Origin of the sequence: Aquitalea pelogenes (genome assembly GCF_001515305.1) — a bacterium.
Classification (GTDB): Bacteria; Pseudomonadota; Gammaproteobacteria; order Burkholderiales; family Chromobacteriaceae; genus Aquitalea; species Aquitalea pelogenes.
This window is the reverse complement of sequence record NZ_LNQV01000051.1, coordinates 1-21,707: the sequence shown is the minus strand read 5'-3', so window position 1 is coordinate 21,707 and position 21,707 is coordinate 1. Positions and strand designations below refer to the sequence as shown.

Here is a 21,707-nt window from a genome sequence, read left to right as displayed (position 1 = left end):
TTGAAACTGCACGGGAAAGTTTCTGTCGCGGCACATTATATGTGGTGGCCACTCCCATTGGAAACCTGGGAGATGTTACCGCACGTGCGCTGGCGGCCTTTACCGCGGCCGATGTGGTCTGCGCGGAAGACACCCGCGTCACCGGCAGCCTGCTGACCGCCTACGGCATTCACGCCAGCAAGCTGGTGAGCCTGCGCGAGCACAACGAACGCAGCATGGCCGAACAAGTCATCCGCTGGCTGGCGGAAGGGCAGATCGTGGTGCAGGTATCCGATGCCGGCACCCCGGCGGTATCCGACCCCGGCGCGCGGCTGGTGGAAGCCGTGCGCGCCGCCGGTCACCCGGTACGCCCCATTCCTGGCGTATCCGCCGTCATTACCGCCCTGTCTGCCAGCGGCTTTACCAGCAATGCCTTCCTGTTTCACGGCTTTTTGCCGCCCAAAAGCGGCGAACGCCGGCGTACCTTGCAGCAATGGCTTGGCGCCGACCACCTGGTGGTGTGCTACGAAGCACCGCACCGCATTGTGGACACCCTGCAGGACATCGTGGCCGAACTGGGGCCGGACCGCCGCCTGATGCTGGCGCGCGAGCTGACCAAAACCTTTGAAACCTTCCACAGCCTGCCCGCCGGCGAACTGCTGGAATGGGTAAAGGCCGACAGCAACCAGCAGCGCGGCGAAATCGTGCTCATCATCGACGCCGCCCCGCAAGCGGAAGACAATGCCGGTTTACCGGAAGAAGCCATCCGGGTGATGAACATCCTCAGCGCCGACCTGCCAATGAAACAAGCCTCCACCCTGGCCGCGCAGATTACCGGTGCCAACCGCAAGCTGCTGTATGACCACGCGCTGAAAATGAAAAAGGACGCCGGCGAGTGATTTACAAGCCCCGGCAGATGGGATAGACTTGCCTCCTCTTGCGATGCCCGGGTGGCGAAATCGGTAGACGCAGGGGATTCAAAATCCCCCGCCGCAAGGTGTGTCGGTTCGAGTCCGACCCCGGGCACCAAGTCCTTACCAGACAAGGATTGCAGCAAGAATCAAAAACAGCGCCGCAAGGCGCTTTTTTGTTGCCAAAATCCTGCCATGGAACACTGCCGGGACACCAACGCAACACGGCACAACCCGGCAGGCTCAGCCCGCAGCCATGCCGTGCTATCCCCTTCCCCGGTATTGACAAGCCCACCCCGCCACCCAACAATTGCCGCGTGCTGTTCAATAGCGGCACCGGGCGTAGGAACCCGATTAGCACTATGGCGGACACCACCGCGAAAGCGGTCTTTTTGCGTCCGTGCGTCTTGTCTTGCCTTCTATGGCGGGCCGGGCGGGGCAGCCTTCGGGCTGGCCGGTTCCATAGTGCCGGTATTCCTACCCCCGTTCGGACTGCCACCCACCGTAGGAAGTGGATGGCGGTACGCAAACCGCACACTATGGAGGCAATCACCATGCCAGGCATCTCCCGCGCCCTGTTGCACCCTCCCCCCGCGATTGTCATTGCCGTTACCGCCCCGCCATCCTTATACAAGGAGGCCCGCGCATGAACACCCAGCCCCTTCTCAACCCGGACGTTCCCGCCGCCTATCTGGCGCTGCCCACCTTTCAAGACCAACTCCGCTACCTGCAAACCCTGACCAGCCTGCCGGAGCACGCCGCGCTGCGCGAACCCATCAGTCAGTTGACCCGCCTGAGCCAGACCATCCAGCACACCATTGCCGATGGCATCTGCACGCTGGACCGTGCCGCTGACTGCATGCAATGCCTGCTTGATCTGCTGAACCACGCCGAGGACATGCCGCTGGCAGCCAACCAGTTGGCCGGGCTGCTGACCCCGCTGCATCAGCAAATCAGCCTCGCCCGCACCGATATCGGCCAACTCCTGTAAGGAACAAACAGCGCCTTGCGGCGCTGTTTTGTTGCCTGTCCTTTTCGCAAATCTCCCCTGCCGTCCACCAACAGCCCGCCCAGCGAGGGCTGTGTGCTGTTTGCCAGCGGCAAGCCATTACCTTCCCCGTCAGCACAAATGCCACCCAGCTCTACATGGCATTCCCTCTAGTCGATTCCACGACTGTCCGATTCATGCCAATACAACAGCAGATTGTTGGCTGATTTTTGATCCAACATATGACATCAGCACATTTATTGTGAAAAACTGGATGCCGAAGAGGGTCTTTCTGCTGCTTAGTGTCGGGAAGAGAAACGCCGGACGGGCAGTCCACGGAGTCGCAACAGGCAGGAAACGCTGATTCACGATTTACGGTGGGACAGCGTGGAAACCGTGGATGACCACATCCCTTCAAAGCATTGATTTTATTGAAAATTCAGAGGAACCCACGGAATGTCAGAAAAACCCGTGTGCAAAACCGTGGGACTGAAACCCTTGCCTGGCAAGGCTTTGCGGGGTGCATACACGGTTCGTGGAGTATTTTTGATCGCACCCCGTCTTTAAAGCCGAGCAGCAGGATGTAACAAATATTCTTGTCGTAAAAAAATTTCACTTATGCAGAGGATGTAATCCTGATGGAACAGCTCATAAAAGATGCAATTGCAACGAAAAAAATCATCCAATTCTCATATGGTGGGCACTGCAGAGTGATCGAACCCCATATTCTTGGCGTTTCAAAAGGGGTGGTGCAGGTACTGGGTTATCAACTTGACGGTAGTAGCGCATCTGGTGCAGTACCAGACTGGCGTCGCTTCGATCTATCGCGAATTTCAGCGTTACAAATTACTGCACAAACATTCCCAGGACCTCGGCCATTCCCATCAGGTAAACATAGCTCATGGGATTATGAAATTACCATTGTTACATGAAAATATAGCACAAATCTATAATTCTTACTTATAAAAAATACTGATCATTATGAAAAAAATCCGCATTAATTTTAAAAATTGTTATGGAATTACTAATCTAGAGCATGAATTTTCGTTTGGCGAGGGCCTCAGCGGTGATAAAACCATTGCGGTATATGCACCTAACGGCTTAATGAAAACCTCATTCACAAAGACATTCGAAAAGCTTTCAAAAAGTGAACAGCCCGAAGAAGAACGATACAAAAGAAAGTCAACCTACGATGTTTATATTGACGATCTTCCAATTAAACCAGAATCTATCTACGTACTAAAATCCGAAATTGACATTCAAGAAGACTCCGCCGGCCTCACCGACATACTAGTCAACCCCCAACATAAAAAACGTTACGATGAGTTGCTAATCGACATTGAAAAGCAGAAGTCAAAATTACTTTCTTTGATTCAAAAAAATACTGGAATTCAAAAAAAAGATGTTGAGAGAACAATTCTCAATGATGTCAAGATAAATACATTCCAGAACTGTATTGAATTTCTTCTAGATCACGAATTAAGTAACAATGTCAAAGACTTGACCTATAGTATTCTTTTTGACGCAAAAGCTGCCGACGTATTAAAAACACCGGAATTTATATCCAGCGCAAATGATTTTAATAAATGTTATCAAGAACTTTTTACCAAATCCGGAACCATTTACAAAAAAAGGTATTTTCAATCCTGCAAAGGCGGATGCTGCATTTAATGCTCTTGATAAAAATGGATTTTTCACTAGCGGACATAGAGTTAAATTAGATGGCGACAATGACTCCATCGACCAAGGCGAGCTAAATAAAAGAATATCAGCAATAAATGCCGAAATTAATTCAAATGAAAATTTGAAAAAAATAAAAGACAACTTGGCAAAAAATGCTCAAACACAAGCATTGACCAGTCTGTTTGAATCTTTAGACCCAAGTCGTACTGAAGAATTACTCGGTAGTTTAAGCCATAGCAATCAAAGCAAGCTTAAAATTGATATTTTAGCCAGCAGCATACAGGGAATGCCTGAAGCGGTGTCGTATATAAAGCTATGCAACGAAACAAAAGAAGAAATTCAGGCAATTGAGAATGAAGCAAAAGAATCGGCCCCTAGATGGGCCCATGCCGTTTCCTTGTTTAATGATCGCTTTGTTGATATGCCATTTACACTATCCATTCCCAATCAGGCCCAAGCAGTACTTGGAAAAGAAAAGGCAAGACTACTTTTCACATTCAAAGATGGAAATGACATAGTAGAATGGAACAGATCTGAGATTAAAACACTAAGCCAGGGTGAAAAACGCGCATTATATTTATTGAACTTTATTTTCGATGTTGAGTCAAGACTCAACACGGGAAATGATATATTATTTATTATTGACGACGTTGCAGATTCTTTTGACTACAAAAATAAACACGCAATCATTCAGTACCTAGAAGACATCGACAGCACTCCACATTTTTATCAAATCATTCTAACCCATAATTTTGATTTCTTTAGGGCGTTGGCAAATAATTTTACAAATAGGAGAAGATGCTTAATGGCAAACAGAAATGCCTTAGGCATTTCACTAACAAGAGCTGATGGAATCAAGAATTACTTCACAGGAATAATGAAACAAAAATTCCAAAAAAGTCGATCCGTACTTTGTGCGACGATTCCATTCACAAGAAACATAATAGAGTATACAAAAGGGGAATCCGACCCGGACTATTTAACTCTCACGAATTTATTACACTGGAAAGAAAACACCGATCAAATTACAGTTGATGATTATGTTTCAATTTTCAACTCAACATTTGGCACATCATACAGCGGAGAAAAGAAACCACTGAAAGAGTTGCTATACGAAGAAGCCGATAATATATCAAATCAAGCAAGCCATGACGGATTAAATCTGGAAGATAAAGTATTACTTTCCATGGCAACACGAATGAAATCAGAGGAATTTATTATCAGAGAAATACGTAGAATTACTAATAATAACGACTATTGGTGCAATTCCAATAATCAATTTGGATTTTTGATTAAAAAATACACTGAATTAGTAAATGAAAGCCAAGCACTTCGCTCTTTGGAAAAAGTAAGCATAACAGTCAGTTCAAACATACATTTAAACTCATTTATGTACGAACCCATTCTAGACTTGACAATTGACCATCTAATTTACCTTTACAATGAAATAAAAAACTTAAAGCATGATTAACGTGCAAGAAAGCTTGGCAATTGTCATAGACTGAAAAAATTTCTAAGCAATAGTCCAGCAGGCGGATCTTAAAAAATATATTTTGCGCTTGTTTTAAAAGCAGTATTTTAAAATCGTACTTAAATATCTTTCGGAGGACTCTGATTTTCCCCTACAGGTATTCAGATTTCAGATCAGGCGGGATTCGATGTGTACAGATTTTTATACGAGTCGAGTTTCCACAAACTAAAAACTACCACCTGTATTCGCTTTCCGATCAAACTTCGATAGAGCCCCCCATCGCATTAGCCACTTCCTTCGCAATGCAAACACCCCCGCTCCATGTGCATGGCCGGGGGTGTTGTTGTTCTGGCCGCCATCAGGCGGCCAAATCAGGCGGGGTCAGAACTTGAGGTTGAAAGCGGTGTACAGCGAGCGGGCGGGGCCGGCCACGCCTGTGCCCCAGGGGATGCCGGCGCGGCTCATGGTCATGCCCTGGCCGGTGTAGGCGCCGCCCAGCGGCAGGGTGTAGAAGCGGTTGAACACATTGTCGATGCCCACGTCCACGCTGAACCGTTTGTTTTCATAGCGGGTGCGCAGGTTGAACAGGCTGTAGCCGGGGGTTTTGACTTCGTTGCGCACGGCGGAGACGTCGGTTTTGGCGCGGACGGCCTGCCATTCGGCGGTGCTGGTCCATTGCCCCAGCGTATTCACCAGCGCCAGCTTGGCGTTGAGCGGCATGATGTTGTACAGATTGTCGCCAGTGGTGAGGTTTTCGCCACGGGTGTAGCTGAGCTGGGCGGTGGCAGTGAAACTGCCGAAGCCACTGGTTTTGGCCAGTTGCAGCTTGCCGCTGACATCCACGCCGTATAGCTGGGCGTTCTGGTTGACGTATTGCAGCACCACGTAGCCGGTGGTGGCGGTCTGGTTGTTGTTGGCCGTGCCGTAACGCTGGGCGTCGATGTAGTTTTCCACATAGCTGTAGTAGGGGCTGAGCCTGAGCTGCCAGGCTTCACCGTCGGCGGCGTGCCAGTTGGCGCTGCTGCTGAGGGTGTGGGCCACTTCCGGTTTGAGGTTGGCGTTGCCGACATAGCCGTTGCCGTCGCCGGCGAAGTTGTTCATCACCGCGGCCATGGTGTTGCTGGACCAGGTATAGCGTTCGTACAGATTGGGCGAGCGGGTTTTCTGCGCGTAGGCCAGTTCGTATTGCGCGTTGTCATCCGGGGTGTAGCGGGCCAGCGCGGACAGGTCGAGGTTGAGGTCGGTACGAGCGTGGTTTTGTGCGTTGAAGCTGGCGGCATTGGGCGCGTAGGAGGCGGTGGTGTTGTAGCCCGCTACGCTGCCGGTGTTGCTTTTCACCTGGCTAAGCCGTGCGCCGATGATGCTGCGCCATTGTGCTGTCCAGTCCGCCTGCCATTCGGCAAAGGCGTCCACGCGGTCGCGGTTGCCGTCCTTGATGTTCCAGAAGGTATTGGGGCCCATGCCGCCGGTGGCACCGGCTGCCGGCCACCAGTCGTTGAGGTTGTAGCGCTGGATTTCGCTGCCCAGTTTCAGTTTGTCGCGCGCATTCAGGGCCAGCTCGGCAGTCAGGCTGCCGCCCAGGATGTGGCTGGCAGAGTCCATCGGCATGCCTTTATAGATGCCGTAGATGGTTTGCTTGTCGTCGCCAAAGTCCATGCTGTGGCGCACATACTGGCTGTACAGGCGAGCGTCCAGCTCGCCCCAGGCAAACTGGCCGTTGTAGTGCAGGTTTAGCTGGTTGCTGCTGTTGTCGGTCATGTCCATGCGCTGGTTGGCAAAGCCTTCGTACGGGGTGCGTTGCACGCCCACCTTGGCTTCCAGCAGCTGGTCGTTGTCGCGCCAGGCCAGGCCCAGTTCGTGGTTTTCGGTTTTGTAGGCGGTGGAGCCTACCGTTTTGCCATCCATCCAGGCGCGGCCGGTGGCGGCCAGGCCGGATTTCTTGAAATCGGCGGCGGCGTCGTAGTTGTTGCTGCGGGCGGTGGAGCCGGTGTAGTGGATGCTGACATGGTCGTTGGCCAGGGTGGCGCTGGCATTGGCTCCACGGGCATCGCCATTGCTGCGGTAGAACGCGCCCACGTTGCCGGTCTGCAGTATCTGGCCTGCCTCGGCAAATTGCGGGGCGGCGGATCTGGCCACAATCACCCCGCCGATATTGTCGCCCCCGGCGCTGACCGGGGCCGCGCCGTTATATACCTGCACGCTGTCCACCTTGCTGGCGTCCATATAGGACAGCGGGGAGTTCATGTGATTGGGGCAGGAAGCAATCAGGCTGGCACCATCGGTTTTTACCAGCAGGCGGTCGTCGGCCAGGCCGCGCAATACCGGCAGGCTTGAGAAGCCACCGGCGGCATGCAGGTTCAGGCCGGGAATGTCTTGCAGCAGCTGGGCGCTGTCGCTGCTGCGGGCGGCTTGTGCGGCCAGTTGTGCCGGGCTGAGGCTGCTGCCATTGGCCTGGCTGTCCGGCCGCGTGCCGTGGACCACCACCTCCGGCATTTGCTGTACGTCGGTGCTGTCGGCGGCGTTGGCCAGCTGGCCAAGAGCGGCGAGCGCGAGGGTGACGGCCAGGGCGGCCGGCTTGGTCTGGTAATGCATGTTGTTTCCCAAATGAATGACGGAAGGGTCATGCACCGGTGCAGGGAGAGCCCGGCCCGGCGCGATGGGGACAAGAAACCGGCATGGGTGGGATAGCGCAGGTCTTGACCAGCTGTCGGACAAACGGCGGTTTGATCCGCAAGGGGTGCAGCGTAGCAATTTCGCTGCGATCCGGGATGTGACCAATTGTCGCAGGGCCAGTATTGGCAAGGCTTTGGCGGGGGGAATGCCGCGATGGGCTGATCATGCGCAAATGCAGGTGATTTTCTTTGCGTTTGGCATAGCAAGGGCTGGGCCGGGTCAGTACACTATGCGCTAGTCTGGCCTATTGCCTGCCCATTACCTTCGGCACCGACCAACGTGAACAGAATCTGGCCTTCCTGGCTGTCCAGCCTGCTCGTCACCGTGCTTGCCTTCCTGATAGGCATGGCAGTGGTGTGTGTGGCTGCGCGTCAGGATGAGGACATTGCCCGTTCGCAGGCGCTGGCCGATGCCAGCGACCGGGGCAATGCGGTGAAGGTGACCATAGACCGTGCGCTGTCCTCCACTTACGCGCTGAGCGCCATGGTGCGGCAGGGGCATGGCCAGCTGGACGATTTCGACGCTTATGCCCGCGCGCTGATGACTTACTACCCCGGCGTGATGTCGCTGCAACTGGCCCCAAATGGGGTGGTACGGCAAATCTATCCGCTCAAGGGTAATGAAAAGGCGATTGGCCATAATCTGCTGGCCGACCCGGCGCGCAACAAGGAAGCCTTCATGGCACGCGACAGCGGCGAGATGACGCTGGCCGGGCCCTTCCCGCTGGTGCAGGGCGGCATGGGCGCGGTGGGCCGCATGCCGGTGTTCCTGAACCGGGAGCGCGGTGTGCCGCCGGTGTTCTGGGGCTTTGCCATTGCGCTGGTGCGTTTTCCGGATGTATTGCAAAGCGCCGGGCTGGACTGGCTGCCCCGGCGCGGCTATCGCTACCGGCTGTGGCGTCAGCACCCGGACAGCCACCAGATTCAGGTACTGGCCAGCTCGGAACATGAGGCCACGCCGCTGGCCGAGCCGGTGCCTTACACCATCAATATGGCCAACGGCACCTGGACGCTGGATGTGGAACCGCGTGATGGCTGGCGCAATCCGCGCCATCTGGTCATCAATACCCTGCTGGTGCTGCTGATCAGCGGGCTGCTGGGCTGGCTGGCCTGGCAAATGGGGGAATTGCGCCGCAATCGGGCCGAACTGGCCTTGCTGGTGGCCCTGCGCACCCGTGCGCTGGAGCAGGAAACGTCGGACCGGGAAGCGGCAGAGCATGCGGCACTGGCCGAAACCATGCGTCAGGCCGCCTTGCTGCAAACAGCGTCAGACGGCATCCACATTCTGGATGAAGAAGGACGGCTGACCGAGTGCAGCCCGTCCTTTGCCGCCATGCTGGGCTACAGCGAAACAGAAATGCATGCGCTGCGCCTGCAGGACTGGGACAGCACCGTCAGCACCGGCGAGCTGCAACGGCTGCTGCACGACACCAGCGGCCTGGGCGTGCGACTGGAAACACGGCACAGGCGCAAGGACGGCTCGATGATTGATGTGGAGGTGAATGCCAAGCCGGTCACCATTGCCGGACGGCTTTATGTCTATGCCTCCGCCCGCGACATCAGCGAGCGCAAGCACGCCGAACAGCTGCTGCGTATTGCCGCCACCGCCTTTGAAGCGCAGGAAGGCATGGTGGTGACCGACTGTCACACCACCATCCTGCGGGTGAATGGCGCGTTCAGCAAAATCACCGGCTATGGTGCCGACGAAGTGGTGGGGCAGAAAATCAGCCTGCTGCAGTCCGGCCGTCACGACGCTGCGTTTTACCAGCGCATGTGGCAAAGCCTGCAAGAGCTGGGCGCCTGGCAGGGGGAAATCTGGAACCGGCGCAAGAATGGCGAGGTTTATCCGGAATGGCTCAGCATCAGTGCGGTGCTGGCGGAGGACGGCTCGGTCAGCCACTACGTGGGCACCATGAGCGACATTACCCAGCGCAAGGCGGCGGAGGACAAGATCAAGCGGCTGGCCTTCTACGACCCGCTCACCCAGCTGCCCAACCGCCGCCTGTTGCTGGATCGCCTGCAAATGGCGCTGGAAGTCTGCCAGCATCACGCCCATACCGGCGCCTTGCTGTTCATCGACCTGGACAACTTCAAAACCCTCAACGACACCCTGGGCCATGACAAGGGCGACCGCCTGCTGCAGGAAGTGGCGCAGCGGCTGAATGAATGCCTGCGACCGGGCGATACCGTGGCCCGGCTGGGGGGGGACGAATTCGTGCTGATGCTGGAAGGCCTGCACCAAGACCCGGCCCAGGCCGTGCTGCAAACCCGCGCCATCGGCCAGCATGTGCTGGAAGCACTGGCCCGCCCCTACCCCATGCTGGGCGACCTGCATCACAACACCTGCAGCATGGGCGCGGTGCTGTTTGACGGCCATGACAATTCGGTGGAAGAGCTGCTGAAACGGGCGGACCTCGCCATGTATCAGGCCAAGGGTGCCGGGCGCAATACCTTGCGCTTTTTCGACCCGGAAATGCAGGAGGCCGTCAGCGCCCGTGCCGAGCTGGAAAGTGCGCTGCGCCGCGGTTTGCAGCAGCAGGAATTCCAGCTGTATTACCAGCCGCAGGTAGATGCCGATGGCCGCGTCACCGGTGCGGAGGCCCTGTTGCGCTGGCAGCGTCCGGAGCACGGGCTGGTGGGCCCGGCCAGCTTCATTCCGCTGGCGGAAGAATGCGGCCTGATCGTGCCGCTGGGCGAATGGGTGCTGCATACCGCCTGTCGCCAGCTGGCCGCCTGGGCGGAAGACCCGGCCACTGCCGGGCTGGAGCTGGCGGTGAATGTCAGCGCCCGCCAGTTCCACCAGAGCAGCTTTGTCGAAATGGTGCGCAATGCGCTGATGCGCAGTGGCGCGCCCGCCCGTCGCCTGAAGCTGGAACTGACCGAAAGCCTGCTGTTGCAGGACGTGGACGACACCGTGCGCAAGATGAACCTGCTCAAGCAGGACGGCGTGTGCTTCTCGCTGGATGACTTTGGCACCGGCTACTCTTCGCTGGCCTATATCAAGCGCCTGCCGCTGGACCAGCTGAAGATCGACCAGTCCTTCGTACGCGATATCGACAGCGATGCCAACGACGTGTCCATCATCCGCACCATTGTGGCCCTGGCCGGCAGCATGCAGTTGCAGGTGATTGCCGAAGGCGTGGAAACCGCCAGCCAGCGCCGCTTCCTGCTGGAACAGCACTGCCGGGCCTTCCAGGGCTATCTGTTTGGTCGCCCGATGCCGGTGGCCGACTTCATGACCCTGCTGGCCGCCCAGCGCCATTGACACGCGCTACACTGGCGGGATGACCAGACACTTTGCCCCCCGCCCCGGCCCCTGCCTGATTGACTCGCACTGCCATCTGGATGCCCCGGAATTTACCGGCTGGCGCGACCAGCTGGTAGAAGCGGCACAGGACAGCGGCGTGGGCCAGCTGATTCTGCCCGCCATCCACAGCGACAGCTTTGCCGACAGCCTGGCCATGCGTGAGCGTTATGGCTGCTGGCTGGCCTTTGGCTTGCACCCCATCTACCTGTCGCGCCATCTGGATGAACACCTGCACACGCTGGAGCAACACCTGCAACAGCATGCACCGGTGGCGGTGGGTGAAATCGGGCTGGATTTCTACGTGCCGGGGCTGGACGCGGCACGGCAGGAAACCCTGCTGGTGGAACAGCTGAAGCTGGCGCGCAAATACGATTTGCCCGTGCTGCTGCATGTGCGCCGCGCGCAGGACCGCATTCTGAAATACCTGCGCCAGATACCGGTGAGGGGCGGCATCGCCCATGCCTTCAATGGCAGCCGCCAGCAAGCCGACGCCTTCATCAAGCTCGGTTTCAAGCTGGGCTTTGGCGGTGCCATGACCTATAGCGGCTCGCGGCGCATCCGCGAACTGGCCGCCACCCTTCCCCTGTCCGCCCTGGTGCTGGAGACCGACGCGCCCGACATCCGGCCTGAATGGGCACAGCAACAGCCCAATACCCCGGCCAACCTCAATCAGTTTGCGATCGTCATGGCAGAATTGCGCAAGATGGACTTGAATGAGTTGAGGCACGCGCTGTGGTGCAACACCTACCAGGCCATCGGCCTGGACATGCCTGCATGACCTTACTGTCAAACGGCTTGCATTCCCTGGCATGAAGTGGCAAGGTGCGCGCCAAATCAACGCCAATCCGGACCGCATCGGTCGACATTGCAAACTTTCATTGCACTGCACTTGTCATCGGCCGGTCATCAGGATGGCGGAATGTATCAGGCAGCGCACACCCGCGGGTGATGACGTCAGGACTGCCTGTCAACCTGGGTGGGGAACACAATGAAAAATTTATCCATTGCCGCACGCATCACAGCGGGCTTCGGCCTGCTGCTGGTGGCGCTGGCCATCATCGGCAGCATTACCCTGCAAGGGCTGGGTCGTATCGACCACCGGGTCGACGAAGTTGCCAGCCACGAACTGATGTTCTTTCGCGATGTCTCCGAGCTGCGCGTGCACATGGGCAATTTGCGCCGCTACGAGAAAGACTATTTCCTGAACATTGCCAACCGCGAAAAACGCGGCGAATACCTGGGCAAATGGAAAGACACCTACAGCAAGGCGCAGGACACGGTGAAAAAGCTGTCCCAGTCGCTGAGCGACGGCAGCAACAGCCTGAGCGGCAGCCTGAGCGGCCCGGTGCAAAAGCAGGGCGAGCTGCTGCAAGCCTATGCCGATGGTTTCAATAGCGTCAGCACACAGGTGGAGGCTGGCAGCATTGCCACCCCGGCCGACGGTAATGCTGCCATCGGCAAGTTCAAGGAAAACGTGCACCAGATGGAAGACATGCTGCAAACCATCAGCAAGGCTGCGGTGGAAGCAGTGAATGCACTGGGTGAGCAAATCAACAATACCTCGGCTTCGGTACGCAATGCCGTGGTGGTGCTGCTGGTGATTGCACTGCTGCTGGGCATTGCCCTGTCCTGGGTCATCATCCATTCCATCCGTCACCCGCTCAACAGCATGCGTGACAGCAGCCAGCAGCTGGCGCAAAGCCGCGACCTGACGCAGCAGCTGCCGGACCTGGGCCGTAACGAACTGGGCAGCATGGGCCGTTCGGTTTCCGACCTGGTGGGCACGGTGCGCACGCTGATCCAGGAATCCCACGGGTATTCATCGCAACTGGTTGGCGTGGCCGACCGCCTGGGCGATGTCAGCGGCTACGTGGCCAAGGCTTCGCATCAGCAGTCTGAAGCGGCCTCGGCCTGTGCTGCCAGCATCGAGCAGATGACGGTGAGCATCCAGATGGTGTCGGACAACACCCAGGGCGTGGAGGAGCAGGCACGCCACGCCACGGCAGAAGCCACCCAGAGCAGCCAGCTGGCCGCCCAGGCGGCAGATGAAATCCGCCAGATTGCCGACAGCATCACCACCACGGCCAAGGTGATCGAACAGCTGAATCAGCGCTCCGGGGAAATCGGCAATATCGTGCAGGTGATTCGCGACATTGCCGACCAGACCAATCTGCTGGCGCTCAATGCCGCCATCGAAGCGGCACGGGCCGGCGAAATGGGCCGCGGCTTTGCCGTGGTGGCCGATGAAGTCCGCAAGCTGGCCGAGCGCACCAGCGTGGCTACCGCGGAAATCTCCTCGCGCATTTCCAGTGTGCAAACCGATACCAAGCAAGCCTTTGTCAGCATGCAGCAAGCCAACAGCCGTATCGAAACCGGCGTTGGCAGCACGCAGCAGGTGGCCAGTTCGCTACAGCTGATCCGTGATTTGTCGCAGCGTTCGGTGGACAAGATTGGCGATGTGGCCGATGCCATCAAGGAACAAAGCCAGGCCAGCCAGGATGTGGCACGCAATGTGGAGCAGATTGCGCAAATGAATGACAGCACCAACCGCTCGGTGCAGGAATCCAACCAGCTGGCACAGCAACTGAAGGATTTGTCTGCCGCACTGGATGACAGCCTGAACCGCTTCCGGGTTTGATTTGCATCCCCGGCACGGGATGCCGCAGCCGGATATGAAAAACGCCACCGAAAGGTGCGTTTTGCGTATGAGCCGGAACGAACAATCAGTTGGCGGCGGAGGCTACCGGTTTTTTCTTCTTGGCCTTGGGCTTGCTGGCCTTGACCGGCTGGGCAGCCAGCGGCGCAGCTTGCGGTGCAGCCTGGGCTTCGGCGGTTGCAGCGGTGTACTGACGTGCCGCAATCGACTTCACGTCGATCACCGGCGGCGGGGTGTAGCTGGTATCACACGCGTTCTGCTCTTCTTCGCTCAGGCTGTTGTCGGTCTTGAAGTCTTCAACCGGCTTCAGTTTCAGCGTTTCCAGCAGGCGACCGGAATTGGCCAGTACCGTGGCTTCGGCCACCTTGTAATCGGACTGGGCATTGATATAGGCACGCTGGGCATCAAACAGCTCGTTTTCGCTGTCCAGCACGTCCAGCAAGGTACGCTGGCCGATGTCGAACTGCTTGCGGTAGGCATCACGCGCCTTCTCGGTGGACAGCTGGTGCTGACGCAGCGATTCCATCTGGTCCTTGAGCTTGATGATGTTGTTGTTGGCAATGCTCAAGGTCTGGCGCATGTCGCGGCATACCTTTTCACGCTGGTCCTTGGTGGTATTCAGCTTTTCGGCAGCCGAACCCAGGCGGGCACGGTCGGCACCACCACGGAACAGGTTCATGTTGAAGATGACTGCCACCGAGCTGATATTGCTGCGGCCGTTGTAACCGTTGTAATTGTCGGTAGGTGCCTTGCTGGCCTGCAAATCCAGCGTCGGGGAGAAAGCGCCACGGCGGACATTCACTTCGGCAGTAGCCGAGCGCACGCTGGCCAGCGTGCTCAGGTAAGCCGGGTTATGGGCCACGGCATTCTTGATGAGGTCCGGGTTGGCCGGCAGCGCGTCTTTCATCGACGGTACATCACTCAGCTGTGCCGGCGGCTGGGTACCGGTCAGGCGGGCATAACGTGCCGAAACATCATGCAGGTTGGAGGTATCGGTGATCAGGTTGGTCTCGGCCAGTGCCAGACGGCCAGCAGCTTGTTCCAGGTCGACACGGCGGCCCACACCGGCTTGTACCTTCTGGCCGATCTGCTCGAAGATGCCCTTGTGAATGGCATAATTTTCCTGCGCGGTATCCAGCAGCTGGCGATAACGCAGCACATCCTGATAAGCCTGCACGGTTTGCAGTGCAATGCTTTCGCTGGTATCGAGGAAATCAAAGTAACGTGCCTGTTCGTCATAACCCAGTTGCTTGACGGTGTTATAGGTTTGCAGGCCCTGGAACAGGTTCTGGTTCAGTGTCACCTTCCAGCCACGGGTGGTGTAATTCTGGTCGGCAACAGCCACGGTGCTGGGGTAGTCATAGCGCTGGCGGTTGGATTCATAGCTCAAATCCACAGTGGGCATGTAGCCGGAACGGCCCACATTCACATCCTGGCCGGCACCGCGGAACTGGTGCAGCTTGGCCAGGACTTCCGGGTTGTTCAGGATGGCTTGCTGGACGGCAGCATTCACCTCGATGGCATTGGCGGCTTGCGGCAACAAAGCGGCCACGCCTGCCAGGCCAATGGCGACCGACAAACTGATGGATTTGCGCAAATTTCTCATTGATACTACCCCATATCGAATGTGTGATTAATTTTAAACAAAATTTTTAAACACTATCTAACAATTATACACACGGAATTTTACTGTCACTGCCCTTTTTTTACACATTTAATGCCATGCGCGTTTCATTCCCCTTCATGACGCCATTCTGCGCCATTGCCCCCCTCAGCCTGCTACGCAGCGGCTGGCGCGCCCTGCTGCCCGTGTTGCTGGGATGGCTGCTGTGTCTGGCGGTGACCGGCAGCAGCCTGCCCAGCGAACAGACCGTGGCGCGCTATGGCCCGCAGGCACAGCGCCTGTACCGCGACTGGCAAGCCATGCTGAACAATGCGGGCAGCAGCGACAGCGCACGGCTGAAGGATGTGAACGAGTTTTTCAACCGGCGCATCACCTATGCTGAAAACAGCCAGGTATGGCGGCAGGAGGACTACTGGGCCACACCGCTGGAAACCTTTGGCAAGGGCATGGCCGACTGCAAGGGCTTCGTGATTGCCAAATACGTATCGCTACGCTTGCTGGGCATGGCACCGGACAAGATCCGCCTGACTTATGTGAAGGCGCGCATTGGCGGCCCCTCCAGCAATGTTACCCAGGCGCATATGGTGCTGGCATACTATGCCAGTCCGACCGTGGAGCCGCTGATTCTGGATAACCTGATCACCAGCATCCAGCCTGCCTCGCAGCGGCCCGACCTGATCCCGGTATTCAGCTTCAATATGGAAAGCATCTGGGTGGGCGGCACCCAGAACAACAATGTCAACCGGCTGACCCGCTGGAAACAGCTGCTGGATAAACTGAAAACGGAAGGTTTTGCCTTTTGAGTACACCCGTGATGTCGCGCAAACTCTCGCTGGTACAGCGCCTGTGGCTGTTGCTCTTGTTGCTGGTCACCCTGTCCATCGGCGGGGCACTGATTGCCAACCTGCTCAATGCCCGCAGCTATCTGGAACAACAGCTGACGGCACAAAGCGCCGATACGGCCAATGCGCTGGCGCTGATGGTCACCCAGTACAAGGCGGACCCTGTAATGGCGCAAACCCTGCTGGGGGCAGCCTTCGAGCAAGGGCATTTCGCCGAAATCAGCTGGGAAGGCGTGCCTGCCGACATGACCATCCACCTGCGCAACCGCAACGGCCTGGAAGACACCCCGGCCTGGTTCCACCACTTGCTGCCGCTCAAGCCACAGGACGGCCAGGCCCAGGTCAGCAATGGCTGGCTGCAGGCCGGGCGTATCGTGGTGCGCGCCCATCTGGGCTATGCCTACAGTTCGCTGTGGCAAGGTGCCTTGCAAACCGTGTTCTGGCTGGTGGTGATCGGGCTGTCTGCCGGCCTGCTGGGAGTGCTGGACATCCGCAAGCTGCGTCGCGAACTGCAAACCGTGGTGACCCAGGCCCACGCCATCAGTGAACAGCGTTTCATGCGCATTGCCATTCCCGGTATTCCGGAACTGGCCGAAGTAGCCATGGCGATGAACCACATGGTGGAACGGCTGCAAAACTACCTGCTGGGCCTCAGGGACGAAGTGGACCGCCTGCGCCGCGAGGTGCTGACCGACAGCAATACCGGCCTGCCCAACCGCGAGGCCTTCGAACAACGTTTCAACAGCTTGCTGGACCCGCAGGCCGACCCGGCAAGCGGGCATTTGCTGCTGGTGCGGGTAGCTGGCCTGGCCGAGCTGAACCAGCGCCTGGGCGGGCAACGTACCGATGCCCTGCTCAAGCGGGTGGCGGATGATTTGTCCACCCGTTGCCAGTCACAGCGCGGCTGGATGGCCACCCGCCTGCGCGGTGCCGACTTCGCGCTGTTCTGCCCGGAGCTGGGGGTGGATGAAGCCGGCAAGCTGGCGGACGAGCTTTGCCTGCTGTGGCCGGTGTACTGGACCATGGATTTGTCCGACCAGCCGGGCCTGGGCCATATCGGCATTACCGCATTCCACAGCGGCGACACCCTGCGCGATGTGCTGGCGCGTGCCAGCGACAGCCTGACACTGGCCGAAGCCCAGCCGCTGAACAGCTGGGTGCTGGACCAGCAGCATGCCGAGGCCTCCAGTCAGGTACAGCCGGACTGGAAACCCTTGCTGGAGGCTGCGTGTCAGGATGATTCGCTGCAGCTGCGCTGGTATCCGGTATGTGACCCGGAACGTCATGTGCTATGGCACGAAGGCATGCTGTATCGTCCGGCCCGGGATAGCCTGCCCGCCATGAGTGCGCTGCGCCTGGTGTCCCAGGCGGCCCGGCTGGGCCTGGTGCACCGGCTGGACATCAACACCCTGCAACTGGCCTTGCAGCAAGGCCCCGCCGGCTGCCTGGCGGTGAACATGTCGCCGGCTTCCTTGCAGTACCCTGACTTCCTGCCGGCCATCCTGCAGTTGTTGCAGCGCTATCCGGGGCGTCAGATCAACTTTGAATTCCATGAAACCGGCCTGGACGAGCACTGGGAACACTTTGTCGCCTTCAGCCGTGCCATTCGCCCGGCCGGGCATCAGCTGGCGGTGGAAATCCAGGGCCACAACCTGGCACTGGTGGCCCGCACCCACGAGGCCAGCATCAGCTATCTGGTGCTCGACAGCACCCTCACCCAGGGTATTCACGCCGATGAAGGCCGCGCCGCGCTCCTGCGCGGCCTGCTGCGCATGGCCGCCCTGATGGGTGTGCAGCTGGAAGCCAAGGGCATCAGCAACGTCGAAGATGCCACGGCACTGGTGGAAATGGGCGTGCACTGCCTGACCGGCCCGGCCATTCACTGATACGACATCCTGGCCCCGGCAGTCGGCCTGACAAGCCGGATGCATAAAAAAACCGACAGTGTCTGACTGTCGGTTTTTTGTTGGCTGAGCCGGTTTCAGTCGGTGATCAGCTTGCCGTGGTTCAGCAGGTTCTGAATGATCTGCGTATCCGAGGTGTGCCCCAGGCCGCCACCCAGATCTGCCAGCGACACGCCCTTGAGCACGATATCCACGGTATCGCCAGCCGTGGTGTTGGCAAAACTGCCCGAGGCACTGACGTGCACCGTGGTATCGCTGCCATTCTGGGTGAAGTGCAGGTAGCTGGTGAGGTTGCCGATGCCAGAGGTGTGGTTTTCCCCTTGCAGCAGGTCTTTCAGGTCCAGCGCCGAGCCACCGCTGGCATGGTCAGCCAGATCGAAGTTGCTGATGGTGGTGGTGGCCGCGGCAGTGCTGCTGCCATTGGAAGCCAGCGTCCACTTGAAGGTATCCACACCTACGCCGTCGCTCACCGTATGGTTACCGGAACCGAACACGGTTTCCGTCGCCACGGTGGACACATTGCCGGCCTTGTCGGTCAGGGTGGCGGTATAAGTGGATACCGTGTGGGCATCCGGCTGATGCTGCGACTGGCTGACAATGCCATTGCTGATGTCGTTGCTGGTCAGCACGTGGGTGGTGGTGCTGGTCGTCGCGCCGTTTTCCACCGCAGTGATAGTCAGCGTGTCGTTGGCAACCGCACCGGTACCGGCCAGCGAAACATCCAGCTCCAGCACCTGCCCCTGGACAGTGGCCACCATATTGTCCACCTTCAGGCCGGTTGCGCCGCCACCGGAGTTGTCCACCTCGAAGGTCAGGGTATTGTTGCCCACCACAAACAGGCTGCCTGCCCCGCTGTCGTTGCTCAGGTCGACATGCTGGATCTGCGTCCACAGCGAGTTGTAGGACAGGCCGGTATCCTTGCCATTGACCAGAATGTGCACATTGTCATCCGCCGACAGATCGAAGCTGATCAGCACCGTTGCCAGATCGGCCGTGGACGCAATCTTGAAGGTGGTCTGGTAGGTATAGCGGCCATAGCTGTCGGACATGTCGCCAATCCACTGCGACTTGCTGTAGTCACTGGTCACCCAATGCTTGCCGCCAGCATCGGTCTGGCTTACCACCGTGGTGCCACTCAGGCTGGCACCAGCAGGCTTGGACACCAGCGTGTAGTTTGCATCAACCTGGCCCGCTGCCACGGCATGACCATTGGCATCCAGACCGGTGTTGAACAAGCCAGTGATGGCGGCGGTAGTGGTGGTGGACGACAGCTGTGCAGCCAACGGGGCCTGGGTATCCAGGATATCGTTGTTGACGCTGTCGCTGGCGGTATTGCCCGCCTTGTCCACCACACTGGCGGTCACGCTGATCTTGCCTTGCTCCAGGCTGGTCAGGTCCAGCGTCAGGTCGCCGGAGGTACTCCAGCTGCCGTCCTTCTGCACGAGAACAATGCTGGATACCGAGCTGGTGCCATCAGTGAAGGTGACATACACCGCCTGGCCCGGTTCCACACCACTGGTGGTGCCGGTGACATTCACGGTGCCGGCTTCGGTCTGGTTGAAGATGTGGTCGCCACCGCTGCCATCGTTGGTGATCTTGATGGTGGCCAGGGTATCCAGACCATCCTTGTGGCTGTCGGTAGCGGTATTGCCGGCCACGTCGCTGACTTGAGCCTTCACGGTCACCTTGCCGTCGCTCAGGCTGCTCAGGCTGGCAGGCGATACCGACCAGCTGCCATCGCTGCCCACCTTGGTGGTGGTAGTGACGACATGATTGGCACTGTCGGTGAAGGTGACGGTAACCGTCTGACCGGCTTCCACACCCGTGGTGGTGCCGCTAACCGCAGCCGCTGCGGCTTCGCTCTTGTTGAACACGCCATCGCTGCCACTGCCGTCACTGGCGATGGTGATGGTGGCCGTGCCATCCACCGCAAAGGCGGTGCCAAAGCCGGTGGCAGTGGCGCCATTGGCATCCACGGCCTTGACCAGCGGAATATAAACACCATCCGGCAGTGCATCGCTCACACTTACCGACCAGTGGCCAGTGTTGTCCGCACTGGTGGTGTAGCTGTGGCCGTTCAGGGTCACCGTGATCTGGCTGTTGGCATCTGCCGTGCCGGTAATGACCGGGGTCTTGTCTGCCGTGATGCTGTCGGCACTATTGCTGCCGGTATCGTTGACGGCATCATGCTGCAGATGGCCGGTGGGGATGACCGGCTGGCTGTAGCTTGCAGATGCCGACGGCGAGATATTGCCGCTCTTGTCGGAAACCGTTGCCGCCAGTGCGATGGAGGCCCCTGCCGCCGGAGCGGCCATGCTCAGTGAAATCACCCCGTTCTGGTAGCTGTAGCTGTTGTGGCTGCCGTCTACCAGCTTGCCATTTTCCAGATGCAGGGTCAGGTCGGTATTGCCACTACCAGTAAGGTGTACCGAACCACCATTCACCAGTACCGCCTGGTCATTGGCGTTGAGGGTGACCTGTGCGGTAACCGTGCTATCCGGTTGCAGCAGGTTGACGATGTTGTTGCCATTCTGTTCCAGGCTGACTTGCAGCGTGGCCAGCCCGCCCTGATCCCAGTACACGATCTGCATGGTGTGCTGGTTGTTGGCCGTGGCATCCAGATGAACCGTGTACCAGGCCGTTGCCGGGGACTGGTTGTTGACTTCCTGCGCCACAACCTTGCCGTCAATCATCAGCATGTAGCCATCATCCGCACGCACGGCAATGGTGTAGTTGCCGGCAGCAGCAGTGAATACGCCGCCGGTTTCCACGATGGCGCGCGAGGTGGTGCCATAGTTGCCGGCCAGTTGCAGGTTGGTGCCGGTACTGCCATGGCTGTTGGTGATGAAGTCCTGCAAGCGCCGGAGCTGCCCAGATTGCTCTTCACCGCCAGCGAGCTGTCCTGCCAGGCACCGCTGCTGGTGCCAAAGTTGATCGACTGGGCAACGAAGGTGGCCGTGGGGTTCAGGTTGACCAGATCACCCAGTACGGTGCTCAGTGCATTCTGACCACTCACCGGGGTGCTGATATGGGCATCGTCGATGCCAAAGTAATTGCTGTAGCTGTAAGTACCGCTGGCAACAAAGCTGACCTTCGGCGCATCCGGTGCAGTGGTAGCCAGGCTGTCGTTGTGACTGTCGCTGGCCTTGTTACCGGCCAGGTCGCTGACTTCAGCCTTCACCGTCACGTTGCCGTCCACCAGGCCGCTCAGGCTTTGCGCCGGTACCGTCCAGCTGCCGTCCGCGCCTACCTTGGTATTCACGCTGACCGTATGGTGCTGGCTGTCGGTGAAGGTGACGGTAACCGTCTGGCCGGCTTCCACACCCGTGGTGCTGCCGCTGACTGCTGCTGCGGCCGCTTCGGTCTTGTTGAACACGCCATCCTTGCCACTGCCATCACTGGCGATGGTGATGGTGGCCTGGGTGTCCAGCACATCGTTGTTGATACTGTCGCTGGCGGTATTGCCCGCCTTGTCCACCACACTGGCAGTGACATTGATCTTGCCCTGCTCCAGGCTGGTCAGGTCCAGCGTCAGGTCGCCGGAAGTGCTCCAGCTGCCGTCTTTCTGCACGAGAACAATGCTGGTTACCGAGTTGGTGCCATCGGTGAAGGTGACGTACACCGCCTGGCCCGGTTCCACACCACTGGTGGTGCCGGTGACATTCACGGT

14 protein-coding genes and 1 tRNA gene are annotated in these 21,707 nt (G+C 58.1%); 11 read left to right on the top strand and 4 right to left on the bottom strand.

Annotation, left to right across the window (positions count from 1 at the left end; all coding sequences use genetic code 11):
- Positions 1 to 41: 41 nt before the first annotated feature.
- From rsmI to AWT75_RS17370, 6 genes are all read left to right on the top strand, one after another.
- Entirely contained in the window at positions 42 to 878 is an 837-nt protein-coding gene (rsmI, locus tag AWT75_RS17390) for a 16S rRNA (cytidine(1402)-2'-O)-methyltransferase (RefSeq protein ID WP_062790784.1), read from the top strand.
- Positions 879 to 923: 45 nt separating this feature from the next.
- Positions 924 to 1,008 (top strand) — tRNA-Leu (locus AWT75_RS17385).
- A 528-nt stretch (positions 1,009 to 1,536) separates the two neighbouring features.
- Positions 1,537 to 1,881, top strand: a complete 345-nt coding sequence (locus AWT75_RS17380; protein WP_062790782.1) for a DUF1484 family protein — start codon at positions 1,537 to 1,539, stop codon at positions 1,879 to 1,881.
- A 635-nt stretch (positions 1,882 to 2,516) separates the two neighbouring features.
- A complete protein-coding gene (locus AWT75_RS21020) occupies positions 2,517 to 2,810 on the top strand; it encodes a WYL domain-containing protein (RefSeq protein ID WP_082696179.1) in 294 nt (97 codons plus the stop codon).
- 49 nt (positions 2,811 to 2,859) lie between these two features.
- Positions 2,860 to 3,549 carry a hypothetical protein gene (locus AWT75_RS17375; RefSeq protein ID WP_062790780.1) on the top strand — a complete coding sequence of 230 codons (690 nt, stop codon included), beginning with the start codon at positions 2,860 to 2,862 and terminating at the stop codon, positions 3,547 to 3,549.
- Positions 3,452 to 5,032 carry an ATP-binding protein gene (locus AWT75_RS17370; RefSeq protein ID WP_153013369.1) on the top strand — a complete coding sequence of 527 codons (1,581 nt, stop codon included), beginning with the start codon at positions 3,452 to 3,454 and terminating at the stop codon, positions 5,030 to 5,032. Before AWT75_RS17375 ends, AWT75_RS17370 begins: the two co-directional genes overlap by 98 nt.
- A gap of 381 nt (positions 5,033 to 5,413) precedes the next feature.
- Here the strand turns inward: AWT75_RS17370 and AWT75_RS17365 are convergent, their stop codons facing one another.
- Entirely contained in the window at positions 5,414 to 7,624 is a 2,211-nt protein-coding gene (locus AWT75_RS17365; protein WP_062790776.1) for a TonB-dependent receptor, read from the bottom strand.
- Between the two features lie 360 nt (positions 7,625 to 7,984).
- Here AWT75_RS17365 and AWT75_RS17355 point away from each other — a divergent pair, with 360 nt between their 5' ends.
- From AWT75_RS17355 to AWT75_RS17345, 3 genes are all read left to right on the top strand, one after another.
- The gene (locus tag AWT75_RS17355) at positions 7,985 to 10,969 is read left to right on the top strand and encodes a bifunctional diguanylate cyclase/phosphodiesterase (protein WP_062790772.1); all 2,985 of its coding nucleotides are present in this window, start codon (positions 7,985 to 7,987) and stop codon (positions 10,967 to 10,969) included.
- 19 nt (positions 10,970 to 10,988) lie between these two features.
- Positions 10,989 to 11,789, top strand: coding sequence for a TatD family hydrolase (locus AWT75_RS17350; RefSeq protein WP_062790770.1), 801 nt, complete (start codon positions 10,989 to 10,991; stop codon positions 11,787 to 11,789).
- Between the two features lie 210 nt (positions 11,790 to 11,999).
- Positions 12,000 to 13,649 (top strand): methyl-accepting chemotaxis protein, encoded by a 1,650-nt coding sequence (locus AWT75_RS17345; RefSeq protein ID WP_062790768.1) that lies wholly within the window; start codon positions 12,000 to 12,002, stop codon positions 13,647 to 13,649.
- Positions 13,650 to 13,734: 85 nt separating this feature from the next.
- Here the strand turns inward: AWT75_RS17345 and AWT75_RS17340 are convergent, their stop codons facing one another.
- Positions 13,735 to 15,273, bottom strand: a complete 1,539-nt coding sequence (locus tag AWT75_RS17340; protein WP_082696178.1) for a TolC family outer membrane protein — start codon at positions 15,271 to 15,273, stop codon at positions 13,735 to 13,737.
- Positions 15,274 to 15,389: 116 nt separating this feature from the next.
- Between AWT75_RS17340 and AWT75_RS17335 the strand changes: the two genes are divergently transcribed.
- Together AWT75_RS17335 and AWT75_RS17330 are read left to right on the top strand one after the other, a co-directional pair.
- A complete protein-coding gene (locus AWT75_RS17335; protein ID WP_239689640.1) occupies positions 15,390 to 16,094 on the top strand; it encodes a transglutaminase-like cysteine peptidase in 705 nt (234 codons plus the stop codon).
- A gap of 11 nt (positions 16,095 to 16,105) precedes the next feature.
- Positions 16,106 to 18,019 (top strand): bifunctional diguanylate cyclase/phosphodiesterase, encoded by a 1,914-nt coding sequence (locus AWT75_RS17330; protein WP_062790762.1) that lies wholly within the window; start codon positions 16,106 to 16,108, stop codon positions 18,017 to 18,019.
- Positions 18,020 to 18,114: 95 nt separating this feature from the next.
- Here AWT75_RS17330 and AWT75_RS23135 read toward each other — a convergent pair whose 3' ends face one another.
- On the bottom strand, positions 18,115 to 20,757 hold the full coding sequence (locus AWT75_RS23135) for an Ig-like domain-containing protein (protein ID WP_239689643.1): 2,643 nt from the start codon (positions 20,755 to 20,757) through the stop codon (positions 18,115 to 18,117).
- Positions 20,730 to 21,707: hypothetical protein (locus tag AWT75_RS21390; RefSeq protein ID WP_153013368.1), on the bottom strand; the 978-nt coding region annotated here is incomplete at its 5' end. The genes AWT75_RS23135 and AWT75_RS21390, both read right to left, overlap by 28 nt.